This is a genomic window from Delftia sp. DS1230 (assembly GCF_040112715.1).
Lineage (GTDB): Bacteria > Pseudomonadota > Gammaproteobacteria > Burkholderiales > Burkholderiaceae_C > Comamonas > Comamonas tsuruhatensis.
Genome location: NZ_CP157763.1, coordinates 2,950,711 through 2,970,982, shown reverse-complemented (window position 1 = coordinate 2,970,982; position 20,272 = coordinate 2,950,711). Strand labels below are relative to the sequence as shown.

The window sequence follows — 20,272 nt, the reverse complement described above, 5'->3', positions numbered from 1 at the left end:
GGGCCAGGCCCCATAACAAGAAACAGGCCTGGAGAAGCTTTCCCCTCCAGGACCCAACTCAGAGAGGCTTTTCATGCCCTGGAATGTAGACAACGCCGTCGCCACCCTGCAGACCAATGCCCGCGCCAGTTCTGCCGGCTACTGCGCGCGCTATGTGCGCGATGCGATCGGCGCTGGCGGCATCGCACTGCAGCGCACGCGTGATGCCAAGGACTACGGCACCAGCCTGGTGGCCGCCGGCTTCACACGCTACGACGCCATGCCCGAAGGTGGCTACAAGAAAGGCGATGTGGCGGTGATGCAGGGCTTCACCTCATCGCCCGCCGGCCACATGCAGATGTTCGACGGAAGCGTCTGGATCTCGGACTTCAAGCAGAACGGCTTCTGGGCAGGCCCCGGCTACCGCACCCACAAGCCCGCTTTCAAGATCTACCGCCATCCCTGATGCGCCCATTGAGCCACGCCATGAACGCCTGTTCCAAAACCTTCTTCACCCTGCTGCTGGCCGGCACGGCCTGCGCCACGGTGCAGGCCGCCCCCGCCACGACAACGACGGCGGCAGCGGCAGCGGACATCTCCACCCTGTTCACCGACGCCCTGCATTGCCGCATCGAGTTTCCCGATGGCCGCGACGAAGCGCTGGCCCAGCGCCTGCGCGCGCAGGGCGTGACCGTGGTGGACCGCGCGCCCGGCGAAAGCCTGGACCTGCTCTACCTGTTTGCCACGCCGCTGGAGATCGATGGCACGCAGGTGTCCTCCATCACCGTGCGCGGCGGCAGTGGCAGCATTGTCGCGGCGCACGCCACGGGCAGCCTGCAGGCGCTGGTCCAGCGCACCAAGGCCCGGCCGCAGGCGCGCAGCAGCTGGGATCTTGAAGGCTTTGGCGAGCTGCCCGCCCAGTACGCACGCGCCATGCCGCTCAGAAAGGGCCTGGACGAGACGCCACCGCGCATCGTCATCGGCCATGTGGCCGGCGAGGCGCCCGACGCCGTGCGCTGGGGCTGCCGCTCCTACGACGACTGACCGGGGCGCAGCCGCACCCCGCCCCTCTCTTTTTCCTGCGTTTTCACCATGCCCCTGCCCAGCTTCACCTCACAGCTTTCCCTGGACGAGCAACTCAAGGCCCTGAAGGACCAGATCCGCCAGGCCCCGGCCTCGGCGCCCCTGCGCGTCTACTACTTCCAGCTGCTGTGCGTGCTGGGCGAATGGCAAAAGGCGCTGGAGCAGTTGCAGCTGTGCGCGCAGCTCGACCCTTCGTGCGAGCCCATGGCGCGCGCATACCGCGAGGCCATCCGCTGCGAAGTGCTGCGCGCCGAGGTCTTCGCCGGCAAGAAAAAGCCCTTTCTCATGGGCGAGCCCGCGCAATGGCTGGCCTGCCTGATCGACGCCCTGGCCCATGAAGGAGCAGCTGCCCAGGACCTGCGCGCCCGCGCCCTGGACGAAGCGCCCGCCACGGCCGGCCACATGGGCGAGCACCGCTTCGAATGGCTGGCCGACAGCGATACCCGCCTGGGCCCCGTCTGCGAGCTGCTGGCGCACGGCAGCTACTACTGGCTGCCCTTCGACGCCATTGCACAGATCGGCTTCGAGCCCGTGCAGGACCTGCGCGACCTGATCTGGCTGCCCTGCGAGGTCACGCTGCGCGAGGGCGGCGCGCTGCAGGGCTTCATGCCCGCGCGCTATCCGCTGGCGCCCGGCGATGACGATGCCGTCCGCATGTCGCGCCGCACGCAGTGGAGCCCGCTGGACACAGATGCCTCCGATCCTGACGAATCCGCAGGCCACGTGGCCGGCCACGGCCAGCGCACCTGGGTCACCGACTCCGAGGACTTTCCCATGCTGCAGGTACGCCAGTTGGCGCTGGACACCCCCACGCGATGACGGAGCAGGCCATGCACGGAACAGTCGCCCCCGCGTCCCCGCAAGCGCTGCGCTGCCCGTGCTCGCTGCTGGCCGCCTTGCTGTGCCTGGGCCCGTGGCCTGCATCGGCCTCCAGCCACGGCCTGGCCAATGCCCTGCGCTGCGGCTGGTTCGACAACCCCACGCCCGCCAATGCCTCGCTGACCGATCGCGATACCGACTGGACCGTTGGCGTGCAGGGCGGCCACCAGGCCCAGGGCGACTGGCCCCGCTTTGCAAACCGTGACTGGGTGCGTACCGGCCATGGCAGCTACGGCTATGGCTGCGCCTGCATGAAGGTGTCCACCGATGACAAGGAGCAGATCGTGCAGATCTTCTCCGCACGTTCGCGCCCTCTTTCCGCCTGCCGCCAAGACCCGGCTTTGAAGGCGAAGGAGCCCGTGACCCCCCTGGCGGCTGCCCGGCCGGCCGGTTCCTGAAGAAACAAGCCATGCGCCCCAGTCCCCTCAACCCCATGCCCACGCTGCGCACGCGCCAGAACCAGGCGACCGCAGCCAAGGACCGGCTGCAGCCCGCCCTGCTGGACCGGCTGACCGACCATGAGCCCCATCTGCGCACCGAGCGGCCCGATGCGGTCTTCGTGAACGAATCCCGCCTGCGCGAGGCCCTGCTGCGCGACCTGGGCTGGCTGCTCAATGCGCGTGATGCCTGGGACCACGTGGAGATGGAGGGGCTGGAGCATGTGCAGCGCTCGGTCATCAACTACGGCATGCCGCCGCTGGCCGGCCAGCTGCTGTCCGAGCTGGACTGGGGCCATGTGGAGCGCAGCATCCGCGAAAGCATCCTGGCCTTCGAGCCGCGCATCCTGCCCAAGACGCTGGCCGTGACGCTGCTGGCCTCCACCGAGCAGCTCAACCACCACAACACGCTGCAGTTCGAGATCCGCTGCCAGTTCTGGTCCATGCCCTATCCGCTGGAGCTGTTGCTCAAGACCAGCCTGGACCTGGAGACCGGCCAGGTCTCGCTGCAAAACCTCAGGGCCTGAGCCCGGACGCCGCCACACACACCATGAATCCCCGCCTCGTCGAGTACTACAACCGCGAACTGGCCTATCTGCGCGAGCTGGGCGCCGAGTTCGCTGCCGCCTTTCCCAAGGTCGCGGGCCGTCTTTCGCTGCACGACACCGATGTGGCCGACCCCTATGTGGAGCGCCTGCTGGAGGGCTTCAGCTTTCTGAGCGCACGCATCCAGCTGAAGATGGACGCGGAGTTCCCGCGCCTGTCCCAGCGCATGCTGGAAATGGTCTGCCCCCATTACCTGGCGCCCACGCCATCCATGGTGGTGGTCCAGCTCAAGCCCAGTGCCAAGGAAGGCAACCTGGTCGATGGATTCACCCTGCCCTCGGGCAGCGTGCTGCGCACCCACAAGGTGCAGGAAGAGCAGACCATCTGCGATTTCCGCACCGGCGGGCCGCTGACGCTGTGGCCGCTGGAGATACGCCAGGCCCGCCTGGGCGGCCCGGCGCTGGACCTGCCCCATGCGCTGGTGCCCCAGCTGGGCGAGGCCGGCGGCCACCTGCGGCTGCAGCTGGCCACGCTGGATGCCTCGCAGTGCATGCAGGTGGCGCTGGACCAGCTGTGGGTGTATATCCATGCGGGCGACGTCGTCGCTTCCCATCTGCAGGAGCTCATCCACACGCAGACGCTGGCCATCGTGGTCCACCACCCGCAGGACCCGCGCCAGGTCTGGGACGTGCTCCCGCCCGATGCGCTGCGCGCCGAGGGCCATGACAGCGAACAGGCCCTGATTCCCTATTCGCACCGCGCCTTCCAGGGCCACCGGCTGCTGCACGAGTACTTCGCGTTTCCCGCGCGGCAGCGGTTCTTCTCGATCAACGGCCTGTCGCGCAGCATGCGCCGCATTGCCCACGACGGCGTGGGCATCACGCTGCTGCTGCGCCGCGCCGCGCCCACGCTGGAGCCGCAGATCGACGCGGCCAAGCTGCTGATGCACTGCATTCCGGCCATCAACCTGTTCGAGTACACGGCGGACCGCCTGCACGTGGCCTCCAACGTGCACGAATACCACGTCGTTGCCGACCGCATGCGGCCGCTGGACTTCGAGGTCTACGGCGTGCAGGCCGTCACCGGGCACCACGAAGGCAAGACGCAGGACCGTGAATTTGCGCCGCTGTACGCATCCACTCACGGCCTGCACTCCACCGAGCAGGCCTACTTCACCACGCGGCGCGAGCCCCGGCTGTTTTCCGAACGCAGCCTGCGCAGCGGCCCGCGCACGCAGTACCTGGGCTCGGAAGTCTTCATCTCGCTGGTGGACCAGCGCGAGGCGCCGTTCTCCGACGAGCTCAAGCAGCTGTCCATGCATACCCTGTGCACCAATCGCGACCTGCCCCTGCTCATGCGCGTCAACCAGCCGGGCGGCGACTTTGCACTGCAGGAATCGGCACCCGTGGAATGGGCCCGCGCCATCGCCGGCCCCAGCGCGCCCATCCCCGCCGTGGCCGACGGAGGCCTGACCTGGCGATTGATCTCCCACCTGAGCCTGAACTACCTGGCCATGACCGATCTGTCCGACGAGGAAGGCGCGGCCACGCTGCAGGAGCTGCTGCGCCTGTACCTGGACCTGGGCAACCACCAGCTGGCCGGGCAGATCGCCGCCATCCAGGGCATGCGCATCGAACCCATCACGCGCCGCCTGCCCCAGCACCGCCAACTGGTCTACGGCCGCGGCGTGGGCGTACACCTGAGCGTGGACGAGCCGGCCATGGCCGGTGTCAGCCCCTGGCCCCTGTCCAATGTGCTGGAGCGATTCTTCGCCCGCCATGTGGGCGTCAACAGCTTCACCGAGCTGCAGCTGCACTCGCGCCAGCGCGGCCCCGTCGCGCGCTGGACTCCGCGCCCCGGACAAAGGCCCGGCATATGAGCAACGCCGCCCACGCCCCCCTGCCCGAACCGGAGCACCTCCAGTCGGCGGCTCCGGCTCCAGCTCCGGCGCCCGCGCGTGCGCCCGTGCAGGCCACCGGGCCCGACGACGCCCGGGCGCGCCTGTTCTGGCAGCGCCTGAGCGCCAAGCCCTACCAGTTCGACCTGATGCACAGCCTGCGCTACCTGCAGGCACGCCATCCCGCGCTGCCGCGCCTGGGCCAGGCCACGCGCCCCAAGGACGAGCCGCTGCGCCTGGGCCAGGACCCGTCGCTGGCCTTCGCCCCCGCCACCATTGCAGAAATCCTGCCCTCGCGCGCCGGCGAGCCCGAGCGCATGACGGTCTGGAACTTCGGCCTCTACGGCCCCAACGGACCGCTGCCCACGCACATCACCGAATACGTGCGCGAGCGCCTGCGCCAGCATGACGACGCCACGCTGGCACGCTTTTCCGACATCTTTCACCACCGCATGCTGCTGCTGCTGTTCCGCGCCTGGTCGGACGCACAGCCCACCGCATCACTGGACCGCCCGGGCGAAGACCCCTTTGGCCGCTACATAGACAGTTTCATAGGCGCCGGCCTGCCCAGCCAGCGCGCGCGCGACGACGTGCCAGACCACGCCAAGCGCTTCATGGCCGGCCATCTGACCCGCTGGACGCGCAACCCCGAAGGCCTGTGCCAGGCCCTGTCGCACTACTTCCAGATTCCCGTGAAGCTGGAAGAAAACTGCCTGCACCACCTGGAGCTGGAGCCCGAGCAGCAGACCCGGCTGCAGGGCCGCCCCTGCAACTCGCGCCTGGGCGTGGACGCCGTCGTGGGCTCGCGCGTGCCCGATGCACAAAGCAAGTTCCGCCTGGTGCTCGGCCCGCTGGGCCTGGCGCAATACCAGCAGCTGCTGCCCCAGGCCGCACTGTTCCAGACCCTGGTGGACTGGGTGCGCAACTACCTGGGCATCGAATTCGCCTGGGACTACGTGCTGGTGCTGCGCCGCCGGGAAGTGCCTGCCGCCCGGCTGGGCAGCAGCACCCAGCTGGGCTGGACCACTTGGCTCACCCACGCCGAGCCCGCCCAGGACGCGCGCGACTTCCGCCTGGACCCCGAAGCCTGGCTGCGCCAGCGCCGCCAGCCCGTGCGGGGCCGGCGCCCCGGCCCCAGCCCTCGAACCACTGAATCACCGAACCACTGAATCACCACTTCCCTGCTCGCACACATGCCCACCGTACAGATCAAGTTCCCGCACAACGCCCCGGTCCCTTCCACGCTGACACTGGTCGAAGGCAACCGCCTGCGCGTCAAGATCGAGGCCGTCGCAAAGACCTACAAGCTGGGCGCCAGGATCGATGCGCCCAGCATTCTTGCGGCCCAGCCCCCCGTACACAACGCCCGCGCCGACAGCTGGCAATTCGACTTCGTGGCGCAGCAGCCCGGGCTCACCAAGCTCAGCATCGTGGCGGTGCAGGGAAGCGGGCTCAGCGTCATGCCCGCAGCCATCACCGTGCAGGTGGAGAAGAGCATTTCGCTGCCTGCGGAGAGCACGACGGAGGGGATGCTGGCAAGGCTGTTCCTGGCGGAAAGCGTCTCGCCGGGCGACACCTCACTGGCCTGGAATCTCGACAACGTGAAAACCGGAATGCAATGGATGCGCCGAGTCATCGAGAACCGCTTGAAAAGCGGAAAGCCTGAAGACTTCATGGCCCGCGGTGCCACCAGCGTCGAGGACATCGTCATGGCGGATGACCGGGGATCGGTCCAATTCCATGGCTTCAACGTCTATCCGAAGCTGGGTCCCGACATTGCCAAGAACCTCCGCGACTATGTGGACAACGCCAACAACGGCCTGCATCCCAAACGCAAGGCCTATCTGGACTTTGTGCAGGCGGCCCTGGACGTTGCCACCGGCGCGGTGCCGCCAGACCCTACCCCCACAGGCCTGTTCGCCTGGAGAACTGCGAAATCCAGCTCTCCCGGTGCCGACTTCATTCAGCACGCCGCGCTGGCTAGAAACATGTTCTACACACATGCCCGGCTGCGCAAACGCGACTGATCCCCAAACACATCGAAAACCAAGGAGGGCACTCCATGTCACCAACCCATACCGGATCAAGCGCTTTGAAACCGCATCGCCATTTTCCAATGGCCAGCCTTGCCACTGCCATTGCAGTGAGCGCCTGCTTGATAGGTGCCCAAGCCTCCGAATCATCGCCGCCACCGGCATCGCCGGCTGAAATCAGCAGCCAGCAAACCCAGCCGACGGCTGCCGACTACTCTCGGCCTGCGCAGGAAAGAGTCGCGTCCATAACTGCGCTGCGGCAATACCTGAAGTTCAAGGATGAAGTCTGGGAAACCCAAAGAGCCCGCCAGAGCAATACCTTTTGCTTCGTGCAGCAGCGTCCCGACCATCCGTCCGATCCCGAGCCGAACGTGTGGATGGTCTGGCTCAATGGCGGCGAGATCGTCAATATGGGCTGGCATCTCTATTCGCCCAAAACGCTGACGAAAGAAGACGCCAAAGCGGATGGTGAAAGCCTGGCAAGAATGAAATCCATCAAGCTCGCGACCGACGTGCGGGAAACGGCCCAGGAAATCTACGGCAGCAGCTTCCTCGTCGAACGCGCCTGGGTGGACATGCTGCTGGCGCAGTGCAAGGCCAAGGGCCGCACCATCAAAGTGACTCCTGCCCGATAGCCGCATGCCGCATATCGGACGCAACCGCTTTCCCGGCCCATGCCGTGTCAGGCAAGGCCGTCGCCTGCTCGCAAGGTGTCTGCTGGCCACCCTGGCGGGATCGGCCCTGCCTTTGCTGGCAGCGCCTGAAAGCGGGCGGGCTTCCGATTTCTCGCGTCCGGCGCAATCCCTGATTCCTTCTCCAGCCGCCCTGCGTATCTATTTGAAGAGCCGCCAGGCATCGACTGGCCCCGGAAAGCCTTCAGCCCTCCAGCGCTTTTGCTTCGTGCAACAACACAACCGCAGCGCAGTCCCTGCGCGCTCGTCGGTCTGGATGGTCTGGCTCGAAGGCGGCCAGATCGCCAATCTGGGACAGCGCCGCTTCACCGCCAAACCATCGCCGGATGAAGCGCAATGGGATGGCGATGCCTTGTCCGAAGCCAAGGCAATCCACCTCGCCGCCGACGTCCGTGAAACGGCGCAGGAAATCACCGGCAGCAGCTTCCTCGTCGAACGCGCCTGGGTCGACCGGCTGCTGGCGCAGTGCCAGGCCAAGGGCCACAAGGTCGAAGTCCGCCCCCGCCGCTAGCCGGCATGCCCGGCCCCCATTCATCCACTCTTTTTCCGCACCCAAGACCCATGACAGAAATCAGCCGCCAATCCCTCTTCGGCAAGCTCAACCCGCTGCTGTTCAAGTCGCTGGAAGGCGCCACCGTGTTCTGCAAGCTGCGCGGCAATCCCTATGTGGAGCTGGTGCACTGGCTGCACCAGCTGCTGCAGGAAAACGATTGCGACCTGATCCGCATCCTGCGCCACTTCGACATCGCCTCCGACCGCCTGGCCGCCGATGTGCTGCGCCGCCTGGACCAGCTGCCGCGCGGCGCCACCTCGATCAGCGACTTCTCCGAGCACATAGAGACCGCCATCGAGCGCGGCTGGGTCTATGCCACGCTGATGTTCAACGACAGCCAGATCCGCAGCGCCTATCTGCTGTCGGGCATGGTGCGCACGCGCTCGCTGGCCAATGAGCTGCGCTCCATCTCGCGCGAATTCGACAAGATCTCCGAGCCCGCGCTCAGCGATGCCTTCGCCCGCCTGCTGCCCGACTCGCCCGAGGCACGCATGCGCGCGGCCGATGGCAGCGGGCTGGAAGGCACGCCGGGCGAAGCGAGCCAGGCCACGGGCGCCGCACCCGGCCAGGGCGGTGCGCTGCAGCAGTACACGGTGGACCTGACGGCCCGCGCCAAGGCGGGCGAACTGGACCCCGTCACGGGCCGCGATGACGAAGTGCGCCAGATGGTGGACATCCTGCTGCGCCGCCGCCAGAACAACCCCATCCTGGTGGGCGAGGCCGGCGTGGGAAAGACCGCCGTGGTCGAAGGCCTGGCCCTGCGCATCGCCCAGGGCGATGTGCCGCCGCCGCTGCAGGGCGTGGAGCTGCGCGTGCTGGACGTCGGCCTGCTGCAGGCCGGCGCCAGCATGAAGGGCGAATTCGAGAACCGCTTGCGCGGCCTGCTGGACGCCATGCAGTCCAGCACCACGCCCATCGTGCTCTTCATCGACGAAGTCCACACCCTGGTGGGCGCGGGCGGCCAGGCCGGCACGGGCGATGCCGCCAACCTGCTCAAGCCCGCCCTGGCGCGCGGCACGCTGCGCACCATCGGCGCCACCACCTGGGCCGAGTACAAGAAATACATCGAAAAAGACCCGGCCCTGACCCGCCGCTTCCAGCTGGTGCAGGTGCACGAGCCCGACGAGCCCCGCGCCGTGGACATGCTGCGCGGCGTGGCCGCCAAGCTGGAAAACCACCACCAGGTGCGCATTGCCGCAGACGCCGTGGCCGCGGCCGTCAGCCTGTCGCACCGCTACATTCCCTCGCGCCAGCTGCCCGACAAGGCCGTCAGCCTGCTGGACACGGCCTGCTCGCGCGTGGCCATGGCCCTGCATGCCACGCCCGCCCAGCTGGAAGCCGTGCAGCGCCGCATCGAGGCCCTGGGCGTGGAGCAGGAAGTGCTGCTGCGCGAGGCCGCCCTCGGCCTGCCCACGGCCGAGCGCCTGCAGGCGCTGGAAACCGACCTGGCCGGCCTGCGCGAGCGCCAGGCCACGCTGGCCGAGCGCTTTGGCCAGGAAAGCGCGCTGGCCCGCCGCATCCTGGAAACCGAGGCCGCCCTCATGGGCCTGAAGCCGCCCGTCTTCTCCACCGGCGCCGCCGCAGACCCGTCCGCTGCGGCACCGGAAACGGCCGCCGAAGCCACCGCAACCGAACCTGCCGAGCCCCCCAGCGTGGCCGCGCTGGAAGCGCTGCGCCGCCAGCTCGCCGAGCTGCAGGGCGATGCCCCGCTGCTGCAGCCCGTGGTCGATGCCGGCGTGGTCGCCGCCGTCGTGGCCGAGTGGACCGGCATTCCCGTTGGCCGCATGGTGCGTGACGAGGTGCAGTCCGTGCTCTCGCTGGCAGACACGCTGGAGAAGCGCGTCATCGGCCAGCGCCACGGCCTGGAGGCCATCACGCGCCGCATCCAGACATCGCGCGCGCGGCTGGACGACCCGGGCAAGCCCATCGGCGTGTTCCTGCTCGCCGGCCCCTCGGGCGTGGGCAAGACCGAGACGGCGCTGTCCCTGGCCGAAGCCCTGTATGGCGGCGAGCAGAACCTCATCACCATCAACATGAGCGAGTTCCAGGAGGCGCACACCGTCTCCACCCTCAAGGGCGCGCCACCGGGCTACGTGGGCTACGGCGAAGGCGGCGTGCTCACCGAGGCCGTGCGCCGCCGCCCCTACAGCGTGGTTCTGCTCGACGAAATCGAAAAGGCCCACTCCGACGTGCACGAGATGTTCTTCCAGGTCTTCGACAAGGGCTGGATGGAGGACGGCGAGGGCCGCTACATCGACTTCAAGAACACCGTCATCATCCTGACCTCCAACGTGGGCTCGGACCTGATCGCCAACATGTGCCGCGACCCGGACCTGGCGCCCACGCCGGAAGGCCTGGCCCAGGCCGTGCGCCAGCCGCTGCTGCAGACCTTCCCGGCCGCGCTGCTGGGCCGCCTGACCGTCGTGCCCTACTACCCCATCTCCGACGCCATGCTGGAGCAGATCATCCGGCTGCAGATGCTGCGCATACAGCGGCGCATCGAAGAGCGCCACGGCGCGCAGTTCAGCTTCGACGAAGCCGCCGTGGACTTGGTGCGCCGCCGCTGCAGCGAGGTCGAGTCCGGTGCGCGCATGGTGGACGGCATCCTCACCCAGAACCTGCTGCCGCGCATGGCCACCCACTTCCTGCAGGCCACCGTGGAAGGCCAGGAACTGCAAAGCCTGCACGCCGGCGCCAGCGGCGACGACTTCACGCTGGACGTGCGCACCCGCGCTGCGGAACCCGCATGAGCGGGCGCCGTCTTCCACGCGCCACCACGGCAGTGATTGCAGCCGCGCTGCTGGCCGCCCCGGCCGCGCAGGCGCTGGACCTGGGCGCCATCGGCCAGGCTGCCGACACCGTGCAGCGGGCCTCGGGCGCCGCCACGGCCGGCGAGCAGGCGCTGGAGGCCGGCCGCAGCGCAGCCAGCACGGCCACCAACGCGGCCACAGGTGCCGCCAGCGAGGCCCGTGCCTGGTGGGACCGCAACCAGGCCCAGCCCGAGGCGGCACAGTCGCCGCCCTCCGGCGCCGCCCCCGTGCAGGACGACCAGGGCGGCCCACGCCGCGTCATGGCCGTGCTGGGCGATGCCTGGACCGACAGCGCCCGGCGCGGCCAGGCCGTGGTCGCGCTCATGGACCAGGGGCCGTACCTCGTGCAGCGCCAGGCCGCCCATGTGGCGCCAGCCAAGTCGCAATGGCTGGCCCTGCCGCGCGGCGACAGCACCGGCGTGGCCATCGAACTGCCCAGCGACCCCGAAGGCACGACCTATGACCTGTCCACCGGCCGCGCGCGCCCCGGTGGCCGGGGCGTGCGCATCTTCGCCCTGTCCGTCCACGCCGACGTGCCCCAGCGCGCGGGCCGGCGCAGCCTGGACGCCATAGAGCAGCACGCCATGCTGCGCGCCAGCTCCGTGCGCACCGAATGGCCGCGCCAAAGCGGCGACATCCTGGAGCCCACGGGCGGCAAGCTGCTGGTCTGGGCCAGCGATGCCACGCAGCGCTTCCCTTCCGGCTTTGGCGCCGACGGGCGCCTGTTCACCGCCGACGACCCCATGGTCACCCTGCCGCGCGGCTACACCGTGGTCACGCTGGAGCCGCAGGGCCTGCGCTTCGACCGCGCCCGGGAAATCGCCCTGGCCTTCCATGCCGTCCAGCCCGCGCAGGACATCGACCTGTCCCGCCTGGGCGCGGGCGATGCGGCCCAGGCCCTCATCGGCCTCATTGCCGAGCGCCACCCGCTGGCCGCTGCCAGCGGCTTTGATGCCGGCAAGCTGCGTGCCGACTACGGCCAGCGCCTGCAGACCGCCGCCGAGCGCGGCGACAGCGCCGCACAGGCCCAGGCCCTGGCAGAAATGGGCCAGCGCCTGGGCGATGGCCAGTACCGCGTTCTGCTGCCCGGCGGCCAGGCTTGGCCTGCCCGCACAGACCGGGGCCTGTCCCCGCAGCTGCTGGCACGCGGCAGCGTCAACCTGCCCATGCCGCGCACCTGGCTGCGCGAGGACGGCCGCATCGCCATCACCGGCGTGGCGCCAGGCTCTGCCGCCGCCAAGGCGGGCCTGCAGCCTGGCAGCGACATCCTCGCCATCGAAGGGGAAAGCCCGGCTCGCTACCTGGACCGCATTGCCCCCGCCTCGCTGCGCGCCGGTGCCGACGCCCGCCGCGCCGACCTGCTGGCGCTGGACCTGGGCACGCCCGCCACGCTGAGCCTGCGCACCGCAGCCGGCGCGCCCCCGGCCAGCCAGGAACAGACCCTGCGCCTGGACGCCGCCCCCGCCGCAACCACGGCCCTGGCTGCGGCCGAGCCCGCCCTCGCCTCCTTCCTGCTGCGCAGCGCCCAGGGCGGCAACCTGGCCTACATCGCCCTCGACAGCTTTGCCGACGGCGCCACCGGCCAGCTCAACCGCTGGGAGGGCGCCCTTGCCGCAGCCACCCAGGCCAGGGTCACGGGCCTGGTCATCGACCTGCGCGCCCACCGGGGCGACGACGCCTACCAGCTGCTGCCCCACATGCTGGCCTCGCTCTACACACGCGACAAGCCGCTGCGCATGCAGGACGCCGCCCAGCGCCTGTTCGACCCCGCCGCCCGCGTCTGGCGCAGCCGTGGCGGCCTGGGCCTGCCGGCCCAGCTGCCGCTGGCCGCCTCGGGCACGCCCTTCACGGCCCCCATCGCCGTGCTCACAGGCCCGGGCTGCGCAGGCCCCTGCGAACTGTTCGCCGCCTGGCTGCAGCACAGCCAGCGTGCCGACATCGTCGCCACCAGCGCCACGGCTGGCGCCACCGGCCCCGCCACGCGCGTGCACCTGCCGGCCGGCTTCATCGTGCAAGTCCCCCTGCTCGCAGAAACCGGCCCCTCTGGCGGCAACAACCCCGCCGCACAGGCCCAAGGCGTGACCCCGCGCCTGCGCGTGCCCGTGGACGCGGCCTTCACCGCCTCCATCCAGGCCGGCGGCGACCCGCTGCTGGACGCCGCCGTGCTCCACCTGGATCGCAGCCGCACCGCGCAGGCGTCGCGCTAGACCCACAAGCCCTTGCCGCCATGCCACCGCACCTGACCCCCGCCCGTTTCGTGACTTGTGCAGTCATGGCTGCCAGCGCGCTGGCAGCGGGCTGCTCGTCCAGCACCGACCAGATGCGGGTTGCCCTCGCTACGCCAGTTAAGGTCGAAGCCACCGGGGAGCTGCGGCTGTATGGCGCGGATGGCCGGCAGACCCGGGTGTTGAACCAGGCAAGCCTGGCCGGCAGCGTGCTGGCCCGGAGCCAGTCCCACACGCTGGGCCCGGACCAGCCCGGAACAGACAACGACTGGTTCAACGTAGCCCTGACGCCGGACGGTCTGGCGGTTTTCACAGACCGGCGCGGCAACTACCAGTTCGTTGCGCTGGGCCAGTCCTTCGACAGCGCCCCTGTCATGGATGGCGCCCAGGATGACGCCGACGGCGCCCGTCCGGGGCTGGTGTACGCAGCCCGATAGCAGCAAAGGACCTTCCAGCCACCCCATGCAAGCCCTTCATCGACCGGCGCACCCAGGCCCTGCCATCCAGGCCTGAAGCCCCGACCCCTCTTCCACCCCAAGCACCGCGAGATCCGACACCATGACACGCAGAGTCACCATCAACACCCCCCTGGCAGACCAGCTGCAGCTGCGCCGGCTGCAGGGGCGCGAGGAAATCAGTCATCTGTTCGCCCTGGAGATCGACCTGCTCAGCGAGGACGACAGCATCGACCCCAAGGCCCTGCTGGGCAAGGGCGCCACCGTGGTGGTGGAGACCCAGGACGGCGGCAAGCGCTACATCGACGGCCTGGTCACTGCCTTCGGCATGCGCGGCCAGGACGAGCACCGCAACTTCCTGTACCGCGCACGCCTGTCGCCCTGGCTGTGGCTGGCCACGCGCCGCAGCGACTTCCGCATCTTCCAGAACAAGACGGTGCCGGACATCATCAACGAGGTCCTGGGCATCTACGGCCACCCCATGCAGCAGCGCCTGACGCGCTCCTACCGCACCTGGGAGTACTGCGTGCAGTACAACGAGACGGACTTCCAGTTCGTCTCGCGCCTCATGGAGCACGAGGGCATCTGCTACTACCACCAGCACAGCGCGGGCCAGCATGTGCTGACATTGGGCGACGATGTCATCGCCTCGCACGACCCGCTGCAGGGCGGCGCCGTCATCCCCTTCCACCCGCCGGGCAAGGCCGCCGTGGCGCGCGAGGAATGCATACACGCCTGGGAACTGCACCAGCGCGTCAAGCCTGGCCGGCACTACAACGACGACTACGACTTCAAGAAGCCCCGCGCCGAGCTGTCCAACATGCGCCGCAACCCGCCCGGCCACGCGCACGACGCCTACGAGATCTACGAATGGCCGGGCGGCTACACCGAGACCGGCGACGGCGAGGACTATATCCGCGTGCGCCTGCAGCAAAGCCTCACGCGCCAGAGCACGGTGCAGGGCCGCTCCAACCACCGCGCCATGGCGCCGGGCTACACCTTCACGCTGGACAACTATCCGCGCGGCGACCAGAACCAGGCCTACCTGGTCACGGCGGTCGACTATGCCTTCGAGGAGAACCCGCGCGTCAGCGACGGCGGCAGCGGCGAAGGGTCGGTGCAGAAATTCGTGCTCCAGGCCCAGCCCACCAGCCTTCCCTTCAAGCCCCAGCGCATCACCGCCAAACCACGTACCACGGGCCCGCAGACCGCCGTCGTCGTGGGCCCCGCAGGCGAAGAGATCTGGTGCGACCAGTACGGCCGCGTCAAGGTGCAGTTCCACTGGGATCGCATCGGCGGCATGAACGAGAACTCCAGCTGCTGGATGCGCGTGGCCACCAGTTGGGCCGGGCCGGGCTTTGGCGCCGTGCACATCCCGCGCATCGGCATGGAAGTCATCGTGGACTTCCTCAACGGGGATCCTGACCACCCCATCGTCATGGGCTGCGTCTACAACGCCTCCAACATGCCGCCCTGGGCACTGCCGGCCAACGCCACGCAATCGGGCATCAAGACCCGGTCGAGCAAGGGCGGCGCCCCAGGCGCGGGCATGAAGAACGGCCAGGGCGACGCCAACGCCATCCGCTTCGAGGACAAGGCTGGGCAAGAGCAGCTTTGGCTGCATGCGCAAAAGGACCAGCTCACCGAGGTCGAGAACGACGAGGACAAATGGGTGGGCAACGACCGGCGCAAGACCATCGACCGGGACGAGACCAACGTCATCCACCGCGACCGCACCGAGACCGTGGACCGTGACGAGACCATCACCGTGCACAACAACCGCACGGAGCGGGTGGACCACAACGAGAAGATCAGCATCGGCGACAACCGCAATGAAGACGTTGGCATCGACGAGAACATCTCCATCGGCAAGAACCGCAGCAAGACCATAGGCCGCAACGAGAAGGACAAGATCGGCAACAACTGGTCGATCAAGGTGGGCAGCTTCAAGACAGAGACCATCGGACTGGCCTACATGCAGAACGTGGGCCTGGCCAAGATGGTGAACATCGGCGCCGCCTACAACGTCAACGTGGGCGCGGCCATGGTGGTGAATGTGGGGCTGAGCCAGAGCACGACGGTGCTGGTGGACCGTTCCGTCAGGGTCCAGGGCAACCAGCAGACCACGGTAGGAAAGCGCTACGCCATTCAGGCCGGCGACGAGCTCTCAATCACCGTGGGCGCTGCCAGCTTGGTAATGAAAAGCGACGGCACGATCACCATCAATGGCAAGAACATCGACGTGGTCGGCAGCAAGCACATCGGCCTCGACTCCAAGCGTATTGACCTGAACTGAGGAGTCCCGAATGGAGCGCCCTTCCCACGCAATGCCCAGTCCGGTGGAGTCCGCCCCCTTGCCGGAGGTGGTCAACCACACGCCCTGGCCCAGCCAGTACTTCCAGCATGTGGACCCACATGGCGAGATCTTTCACGTCATGGTCAGCCGCATCTCCTACACGCTGCGCGCGGTACAGAAAAATGGCGATCTCATAGAGCCCACTGTCCTGCCGCCCGAGCAACAGACACCGCTTTGCACCGCAGACGAGTTCTACGCAAACGTGAACATCAGCAGCGTGCTGCAGGAAAGCGATCTTGCTCCTTACAAGCCAAAGTGCGATGTCATCCTCACCAATGCCTTTGCATATACGCCAGACGGCAAGCCTCATGAGCGGTGGCCGGCCGGCTTCAGGTTTGCAGACAGCATCATCAAAACGCTTCAGGTCACCGGACCGCGGCAATTCGAGCGCTCTCTGACCAGCCTCGGAGCGCTGCGTCCCGGCGCCCCGAAACCGGTCACTCAGGTGCCGCTGTGCTATGAGCTGGCCTTCGGGGGCCCCAATGTCATTCGCCAGGAGCAACTTCTGCAGGAGTTTCTGGATGACAGGGACGACGTCAGGACCACAAAGTCCCAACGCGAGATCGCCCAACAGGCGCATGACGCGCTCCCCGCCTTCTACACGCCCAATCCGATTGGTTGCGGCAGGCTTCCCGAGGCGGTCCACGACGCCGACAAAGCCATTGCGAAACTGGAAATCCACACACAGCAGCAGCCCCAGTCCGCGCAGCACTACGCAGCGCCGCAGATTGAGGCCTTGAACCAGCCTTATGACGGACAGCAGGACTATCCGGTCGTAGGCGTGGGCGCCATCGGACGCTGGTGGAGTCCTCGGGTTTCCCTCGCTGGCACGCATGACGACGCATGGAAGCAATCCCAGTGGCCCAAAAGTCCTTTGGATCATGACTACCGCTACTGGAACTGTGCGCCGGAAGACCAGCAGATCGACTACCCGCAGGGTGGCGAAGAGGTCATGCTCCTGAACCTCATTCCAGCCGACAAATACCAGGGCATTTTCCGCTTCAAGCTACCCACGCAGGAGCTGCAACTGCTGGTACGCCTGAATGTGGGCGTGGTGATGTTTGCGCCCATGAACATAGACACGGTGATCCTGGATTTGGCAACCGGCACTGTGACTACCGTCAGGCGGGCAATCATCAGCGCCAAGACAGATGTCAGGCAGCTGGAGTTGGGCACCTGGCCCAAAGGCACAGGCATGGAACTGGATGCCGAAATGCAGCGCGCAGCCAGCGAACGCGCGAAACCACAGGAGGCACGCCGTGGCTGACGAAAACATCGCATCCAAGGACGGGCGGTTTCGCATCGTTTCGCTCACCCCAGATGTATGCCTGACACCGAGCAAGAACGGCGTCCCGGTGCCCTACCCCATCACGCACCAGATGAACCAGAGCAGGCAGTGCTCTCCCAACGTCTTCCTGCAAGGCAAGCCTGTCTACCTGCACAACCAGAGCTATGTCGACAACGTCATGGGCGATGAACCCGGACAAGGCAAGGGCGTGGTCAGCCAGACCAATATGCGCATCAGCCACGACATTGACCACAGCAAGACCGTCTACGTCAATGGCCGGGGCATCGTGCGCACTGGCGACAAGATGTGGATGAACTGGAAGAAGCCCTGAAGCGCCATGGCCACCAGAAAAAAACAACTGCCTGCAGCGCAGTCACAAACTGCACAGGTCAAGCCCAACGCCTACCCTTCTCCAGGGCCGATAGGCAACACCTCGGGACTGGTCATCCCAGACACTGCCCCCAACCTCCACGGAGCCACGGCTCCCGCCATCAAGCCCGTGGCCCAGGAAAAAAGCTGGTGGCAGCGCTGGGGCAGCGACGTTGTGCACACAGGTCTGGATGTCGTGGGCCTCATCCCCGGCGTAGGCGAAATTGCCGACGGCGCCAACGCTTTGATCTATCTTGCCGAGGGCGATAAAGTCAACGCTGCCTTGAGCGCGGCAGCCATGATCCCGGGCGCGGGGATGGCGGCCACCGGGGCCAAGTATGGGAAGAAGGCAGCAGCAGCGGCAACAGAGGCTGCAGGAAAAAAAATAGGACGAGAAGCAAGCGAAGAAGCCGCAGGGAAGGCTGCCAAGGAAACAGGTGCAAAGAAAGCAGACGGTAAGGGTGGAGGAAAGGACAAAGGGAAGCCCAAAAGGCACAAGGACTGTGGAAAAAAGGTGCCTTACAACGACAAAAAATCGCTCAAAGGCAGCGGGCTAGAGAAAGACCATACTCCTTCAGGTGCCGCTCTCGAAAAAGCTGCCGAAAACAAGATCAATGAACTAAGGGATTCTGGTGTGAAAATTAGCGATGCTCAAGCTTCAGAAATCAGAAAATCTGTCCGAAACAATGCACCAACAATTGCTGTTCCTCCAGATATTCATGCTGAAGGACAAACTTGGCGGTATAAAAACACTCCTGAAAGAATCTCTCAGGATGCGGGAAACCTCAATGAAGCTGTAAAAAGGAATACAGATGCCATCTCCAAGGCTATGGAAAACAAGGATCATGGATGCAAGGATGCCTATGACAAAGCTGCTCAAGAGTTGAGAAACATGAATTGGGATCAATATATTCAGGACGCCATCACCAACGGAACAAAGGCAAAGAAATGAATGCAATAGAACTGATGATTTTTTTAGGCCATAGTAGCACGCATGAACCGTTCGACGAGTTTTTAACCAAAAATGGCATTAAGAGTCGACCGAAAATAGGACGGTCATTGGAAACGCTTATCCCAATAAAAGGACAAGGTCTTTCAATGTCATTCGAAATCGATGCAAAAGGAAATGGAATAGCACCCAAAAGTGAAGGCGCATTCATATTTAGTCAACTTGAAATTAGAATATCTGGAGATGTCGGAAAGAATGGAATTTACACCGGACCTTTACCTTATGGTTTAAGCGCAAATGACAGCAGGGATGCGATAGAAAAAAAACTGGGACAACTTAAGCGCAGAATGCCGGAGATTGATAATTATTTTCTTGACGGAGTTGTATGGACAGTCGCTTTCGAAGAGGATAAATTGGAATTCTTTCAGCTTGGCGTTCCTACAAATGGCAAAAGAAAACATGGACTTTGCCCCTGATTAAGCAGGATATTTATGCGTCCATATCTAGTAATCTGACTTGCTAAAAATCAGATAAACCGCCTCAGATCATGAAAACCCCATCTTCCATAATTTCTTCGGCGCTAATTAATTTCCTTGGTTGCTCTTCAAAAGATCAGCGTTTGGAAGATTTTCTTGAAGAATATAACATCCATGATCGCCCGATGACAGTGGAAGAATTGGAGTTACTAGAAGACGCAGATGACAAGGAGGATACAGATGCCGAATACGAATTAAATCAAAAGTCCAAAGATTCGCTGATCATTGGATCAGAACGGAATGGATTTTGCCTCATTTTCAAGAAAAGGGAGGATTATGAACTAACGCACTCAGAGCAAATAACCTTCTCTGACCCGTTTGTGCTTGAGCAGATTGCCTTCTTCGCCAATGGCGTACAAACCTATCAAGGATTTCAGGGCAGTTTTCTGTCGGGCATCACAATGGAGACAAAGAAAAATGATCCCGCGTACACCTTTTTTGGAGATCCAATAGCTAGCAGAATAATTTACGATACTCCTGTGGAGCTTTTTCACATATACGACCTGATTGTCAATTTTGGATTCATGGGAAAAGGTAGTTCATGCTTAGCTCACGTCCATATAAGAAAAAAAAATATACATGACAAGGTTATGCTGAAACCAAATTTTGATACGGCAGCAGCATCGTTCCCAGACATGATTGGCAGCATTCATTTGGGAAAAGCATACGATGCTCCGGAAGTGCTGGATTTTTTTTCAAAACATGGGCTACATCAGTCTATTGATGACTATGACTGCCCTGAAGAATTTTCATCTCTCAGCAGATCTCAAGGGATTATAATTTACCTGAAAAAAATGAATGATGGCAGCAAGAATTCATCAAAAAATGCAATAAGTGCCATTACATACAAAAGACGAGGAGATCTCGGATCCTTCGGATATGAAGGTCTGCTTCCTTTTCGCCTGTCATTTGGGGAAAGTCCTGATGTAGTGATGAGAAAAATGGCAATACCCTTCGACAGAAGAGCAGATAGCGAAACGCTTTTTTCGCTGTATTGGCGGCTACCATCAAATATTATAATTCAGGCAGTTTTCAGCTTAATAGATTGGCAACTGGCCAGAATAACACTGCATGCACAGGAAAATATCAAATCCGTATTACCAGATAATTCATCAAAATCATAAAAACGGCTTCTTTTATATTTTTAAGCCTTACTACGCATTTAAGTTTCACAGTTTTTCCAAT

Annotated in this window: 19 protein-coding genes; all 19 read left to right on the top strand. The window is 64.7% G+C overall.

Annotation, left to right across the window (positions count from 1 at the left end):
• The first annotated feature begins 73 nt into the window (after nt 1-73).
• The 19 genes from AAN986_RS13315 to AAN986_RS13225 all read left to right on the top strand — a co-directional run bounded on the left by AAN986_RS13315 (nt 74) and on the right by AAN986_RS13225 (nt 20,211).
• Complete coding sequence (locus AAN986_RS13315) at nt 74-445, top strand: hypothetical protein (protein ID WP_013802359.1); 372 nt, start codon at nt 74-76, stop codon at nt 443-445.
• Between the two features lie 20 nt (nt 446-465).
• Entirely contained in the window at nt 466-1,023 is a 558-nt protein-coding gene (locus AAN986_RS13310; protein WP_047219159.1) for a hypothetical protein, read from the top strand.
• A gap of 48 nt (nt 1,024-1,071) precedes the next feature.
• The gene (locus AAN986_RS13305) at nt 1,072-1,881 is read left to right on the top strand and encodes a type VI secretion system accessory protein TagJ (protein WP_047219158.1); all 810 of its coding nucleotides are present in this window, start codon (nt 1,072-1,074) and stop codon (nt 1,879-1,881) included.
• 11 nt (nt 1,882-1,892) lie between these two features.
• Nucleotides 1,893-2,339, top strand: coding sequence for a DUF4087 domain-containing protein (locus AAN986_RS13300; RefSeq protein WP_047219175.1), 447 nt, complete (start codon nt 1,893-1,895; stop codon nt 2,337-2,339).
• A gap of 11 nt (nt 2,340-2,350) precedes the next feature.
• Entirely contained in the window at nt 2,351-2,905 is a 555-nt protein-coding gene (gene tssE / locus AAN986_RS13295; RefSeq protein WP_016453373.1) for a type VI secretion system baseplate subunit TssE, read from the top strand.
• A gap of 23 nt (nt 2,906-2,928) precedes the next feature.
• Nucleotides 2,929-4,803, top strand: coding sequence for a type VI secretion system baseplate subunit TssF (gene tssF / locus AAN986_RS13290; RefSeq protein WP_047219157.1), 1,875 nt, complete (start codon nt 2,929-2,931; stop codon nt 4,801-4,803).
• Nucleotides 4,800-5,990, top strand: coding sequence for a type VI secretion system baseplate subunit TssG (gene tssG / locus AAN986_RS13285; protein WP_047219156.1), 1,191 nt, complete (start codon nt 4,800-4,802; stop codon nt 5,988-5,990). The genes tssF and tssG overlap by 4 nt, the downstream gene beginning before the upstream one ends.
• Before the next feature lie 24 nt (nt 5,991-6,014).
• Complete coding sequence (locus tag AAN986_RS13280; protein ID WP_047219155.1) at nt 6,015-6,848, top strand: hypothetical protein; 834 nt, start codon at nt 6,015-6,017, stop codon at nt 6,846-6,848.
• Between the two features lie 35 nt (nt 6,849-6,883).
• The gene (locus AAN986_RS13275; protein WP_241150419.1) at nt 6,884-7,489 is read left to right on the top strand and encodes a hypothetical protein; all 606 of its coding nucleotides are present in this window, start codon (nt 6,884-6,886) and stop codon (nt 7,487-7,489) included.
• A 4-nt stretch (nt 7,490-7,493) separates the two neighbouring features.
• Nucleotides 7,494-8,057 (top strand): hypothetical protein, encoded by a 564-nt coding sequence (locus AAN986_RS13270; RefSeq protein WP_082138128.1) that lies wholly within the window; start codon nt 7,494-7,496, stop codon nt 8,055-8,057.
• A 50-nt stretch (nt 8,058-8,107) separates the two neighbouring features.
• Complete coding sequence (gene tssH / locus AAN986_RS13265; protein WP_047219153.1) at nt 8,108-10,849, top strand: type VI secretion system ATPase TssH; 2,742 nt, start codon at nt 8,108-8,110, stop codon at nt 10,847-10,849.
• Nucleotides 10,846-13,116 (top strand): S41 family peptidase, encoded by a 2,271-nt coding sequence (locus tag AAN986_RS13260; protein WP_349335712.1) that lies wholly within the window; start codon nt 10,846-10,848, stop codon nt 13,114-13,116. The genes tssH and AAN986_RS13260 overlap by 4 nt, the downstream gene beginning before the upstream one ends.
• 200 nt (nt 13,117-13,316) lie before the next feature.
• Nucleotides 13,317-13,571 carry a hypothetical protein gene (locus tag AAN986_RS13255; RefSeq protein WP_349335711.1) on the top strand — a complete coding sequence of 85 codons (255 nt, stop codon included), beginning with the start codon at nt 13,317-13,319 and terminating at the stop codon, nt 13,569-13,571.
• Nucleotides 13,572-13,692: 121 nt separating this feature from the next.
• Nucleotides 13,693-15,885 carry a type VI secretion system tip protein VgrG gene (gene tssI / locus AAN986_RS13250; RefSeq protein WP_133073825.1) on the top strand — a complete coding sequence of 731 codons (2,193 nt, stop codon included), beginning with the start codon at nt 13,693-13,695 and terminating at the stop codon, nt 15,883-15,885.
• A gap of 10 nt (nt 15,886-15,895) precedes the next feature.
• On the top strand, nt 15,896-17,212 hold the full coding sequence (locus AAN986_RS13245) for a DUF2169 domain-containing protein (RefSeq protein ID WP_047219956.1): 1,317 nt from the start codon (nt 15,896-15,898) through the stop codon (nt 17,210-17,212).
• A complete protein-coding gene (locus tag AAN986_RS13240; protein ID WP_016447004.1) occupies nt 17,205-17,564 on the top strand; it encodes a DUF4150 domain-containing protein in 360 nt (119 codons plus the stop codon). Before AAN986_RS13245 ends, AAN986_RS13240 begins: the two co-directional genes overlap by 8 nt.
• Before the next feature lie 6 nt (nt 17,565-17,570).
• Complete coding sequence (locus AAN986_RS13235; protein ID WP_349335710.1) at nt 17,571-18,554, top strand: hypothetical protein; 984 nt, start codon at nt 17,571-17,573, stop codon at nt 18,552-18,554.
• Entirely contained in the window at nt 18,551-19,027 is a 477-nt protein-coding gene (locus AAN986_RS13230; protein ID WP_080650110.1) for a hypothetical protein, read from the top strand. Before AAN986_RS13235 ends, AAN986_RS13230 begins: the two co-directional genes overlap by 4 nt.
• Nucleotides 19,028-19,098: 71 nt before the next feature.
• Nucleotides 19,099-20,211 (top strand): hypothetical protein, encoded by a 1,113-nt coding sequence (locus AAN986_RS13225; protein ID WP_082138188.1) that lies wholly within the window; start codon nt 19,099-19,101, stop codon nt 20,209-20,211.
• Nucleotides 20,212-20,272: the final 61 nt, after the last annotated feature.

Excerpts from the sequence above, each read along its gene's own strand:
- AAN986_RS13230 (WP_080650110.1), top strand. The coding sequence starts at position 18,551 with ATGAATGCAATAGAACTGATGATTTTTTTAGGCCATAGTAGCACGCAT.
- tssH (WP_047219153.1), top strand. The coding sequence starts at position 8,108 with ATGACAGAAATCAGCCGCCAATCCCTCTTCGGCAAGCTCAACCCGCTG.
- AAN986_RS13225 (WP_082138188.1), top strand. The coding sequence starts at position 19,099 with ATGAAAACCCCATCTTCCATAATTTCTTCGGCGCTAATTAATTTCCTT.
- AAN986_RS13270 (WP_082138128.1), top strand. The coding sequence starts at position 7,494 with ATGCCGCATATCGGACGCAACCGCTTTCCCGGCCCATGCCGTGTCAGG.
- AAN986_RS13310 (WP_047219159.1), top strand. The coding sequence starts at position 466 with ATGAACGCCTGTTCCAAAACCTTCTTCACCCTGCTGCTGGCCGGCACG.
- tssI (WP_133073825.1), top strand. The coding sequence starts at position 13,693 with ATGACACGCAGAGTCACCATCAACACCCCCCTGGCAGACCAGCTGCAG.
- tssF (WP_047219157.1), top strand. The coding sequence starts at position 2,929 with ATGAATCCCCGCCTCGTCGAGTACTACAACCGCGAACTGGCCTATCTG.
- AAN986_RS13260 (WP_349335712.1), top strand. The coding sequence starts at position 10,846 with ATGAGCGGGCGCCGTCTTCCACGCGCCACCACGGCAGTGATTGCAGCC.
- AAN986_RS13280 (WP_047219155.1), top strand. The coding sequence starts at position 6,015 with ATGCCCACCGTACAGATCAAGTTCCCGCACAACGCCCCGGTCCCTTCC.
- AAN986_RS13275 (WP_241150419.1), top strand. The coding sequence starts at position 6,884 with ATGTCACCAACCCATACCGGATCAAGCGCTTTGAAACCGCATCGCCAT.
- tssG (WP_047219156.1), top strand. The coding sequence starts at position 4,800 with ATGAGCAACGCCGCCCACGCCCCCCTGCCCGAACCGGAGCACCTCCAG.
- AAN986_RS13300 (WP_047219175.1), top strand. The coding sequence starts at position 1,893 with ATGCACGGAACAGTCGCCCCCGCGTCCCCGCAAGCGCTGCGCTGCCCG.
- AAN986_RS13245 (WP_047219956.1), top strand. The coding sequence starts at position 15,896 with ATGGAGCGCCCTTCCCACGCAATGCCCAGTCCGGTGGAGTCCGCCCCC.
- tssE (WP_016453373.1), top strand. The coding sequence starts at position 2,351 with ATGCGCCCCAGTCCCCTCAACCCCATGCCCACGCTGCGCACGCGCCAG.
- AAN986_RS13305 (WP_047219158.1), top strand. The coding sequence starts at position 1,072 with ATGCCCCTGCCCAGCTTCACCTCACAGCTTTCCCTGGACGAGCAACTC.
- AAN986_RS13315 (WP_013802359.1), top strand. The coding sequence starts at position 74 with ATGCCCTGGAATGTAGACAACGCCGTCGCCACCCTGCAGACCAATGCC.
- AAN986_RS13235 (WP_349335710.1), top strand. The coding sequence starts at position 17,571 with ATGGCCACCAGAAAAAAACAACTGCCTGCAGCGCAGTCACAAACTGCA.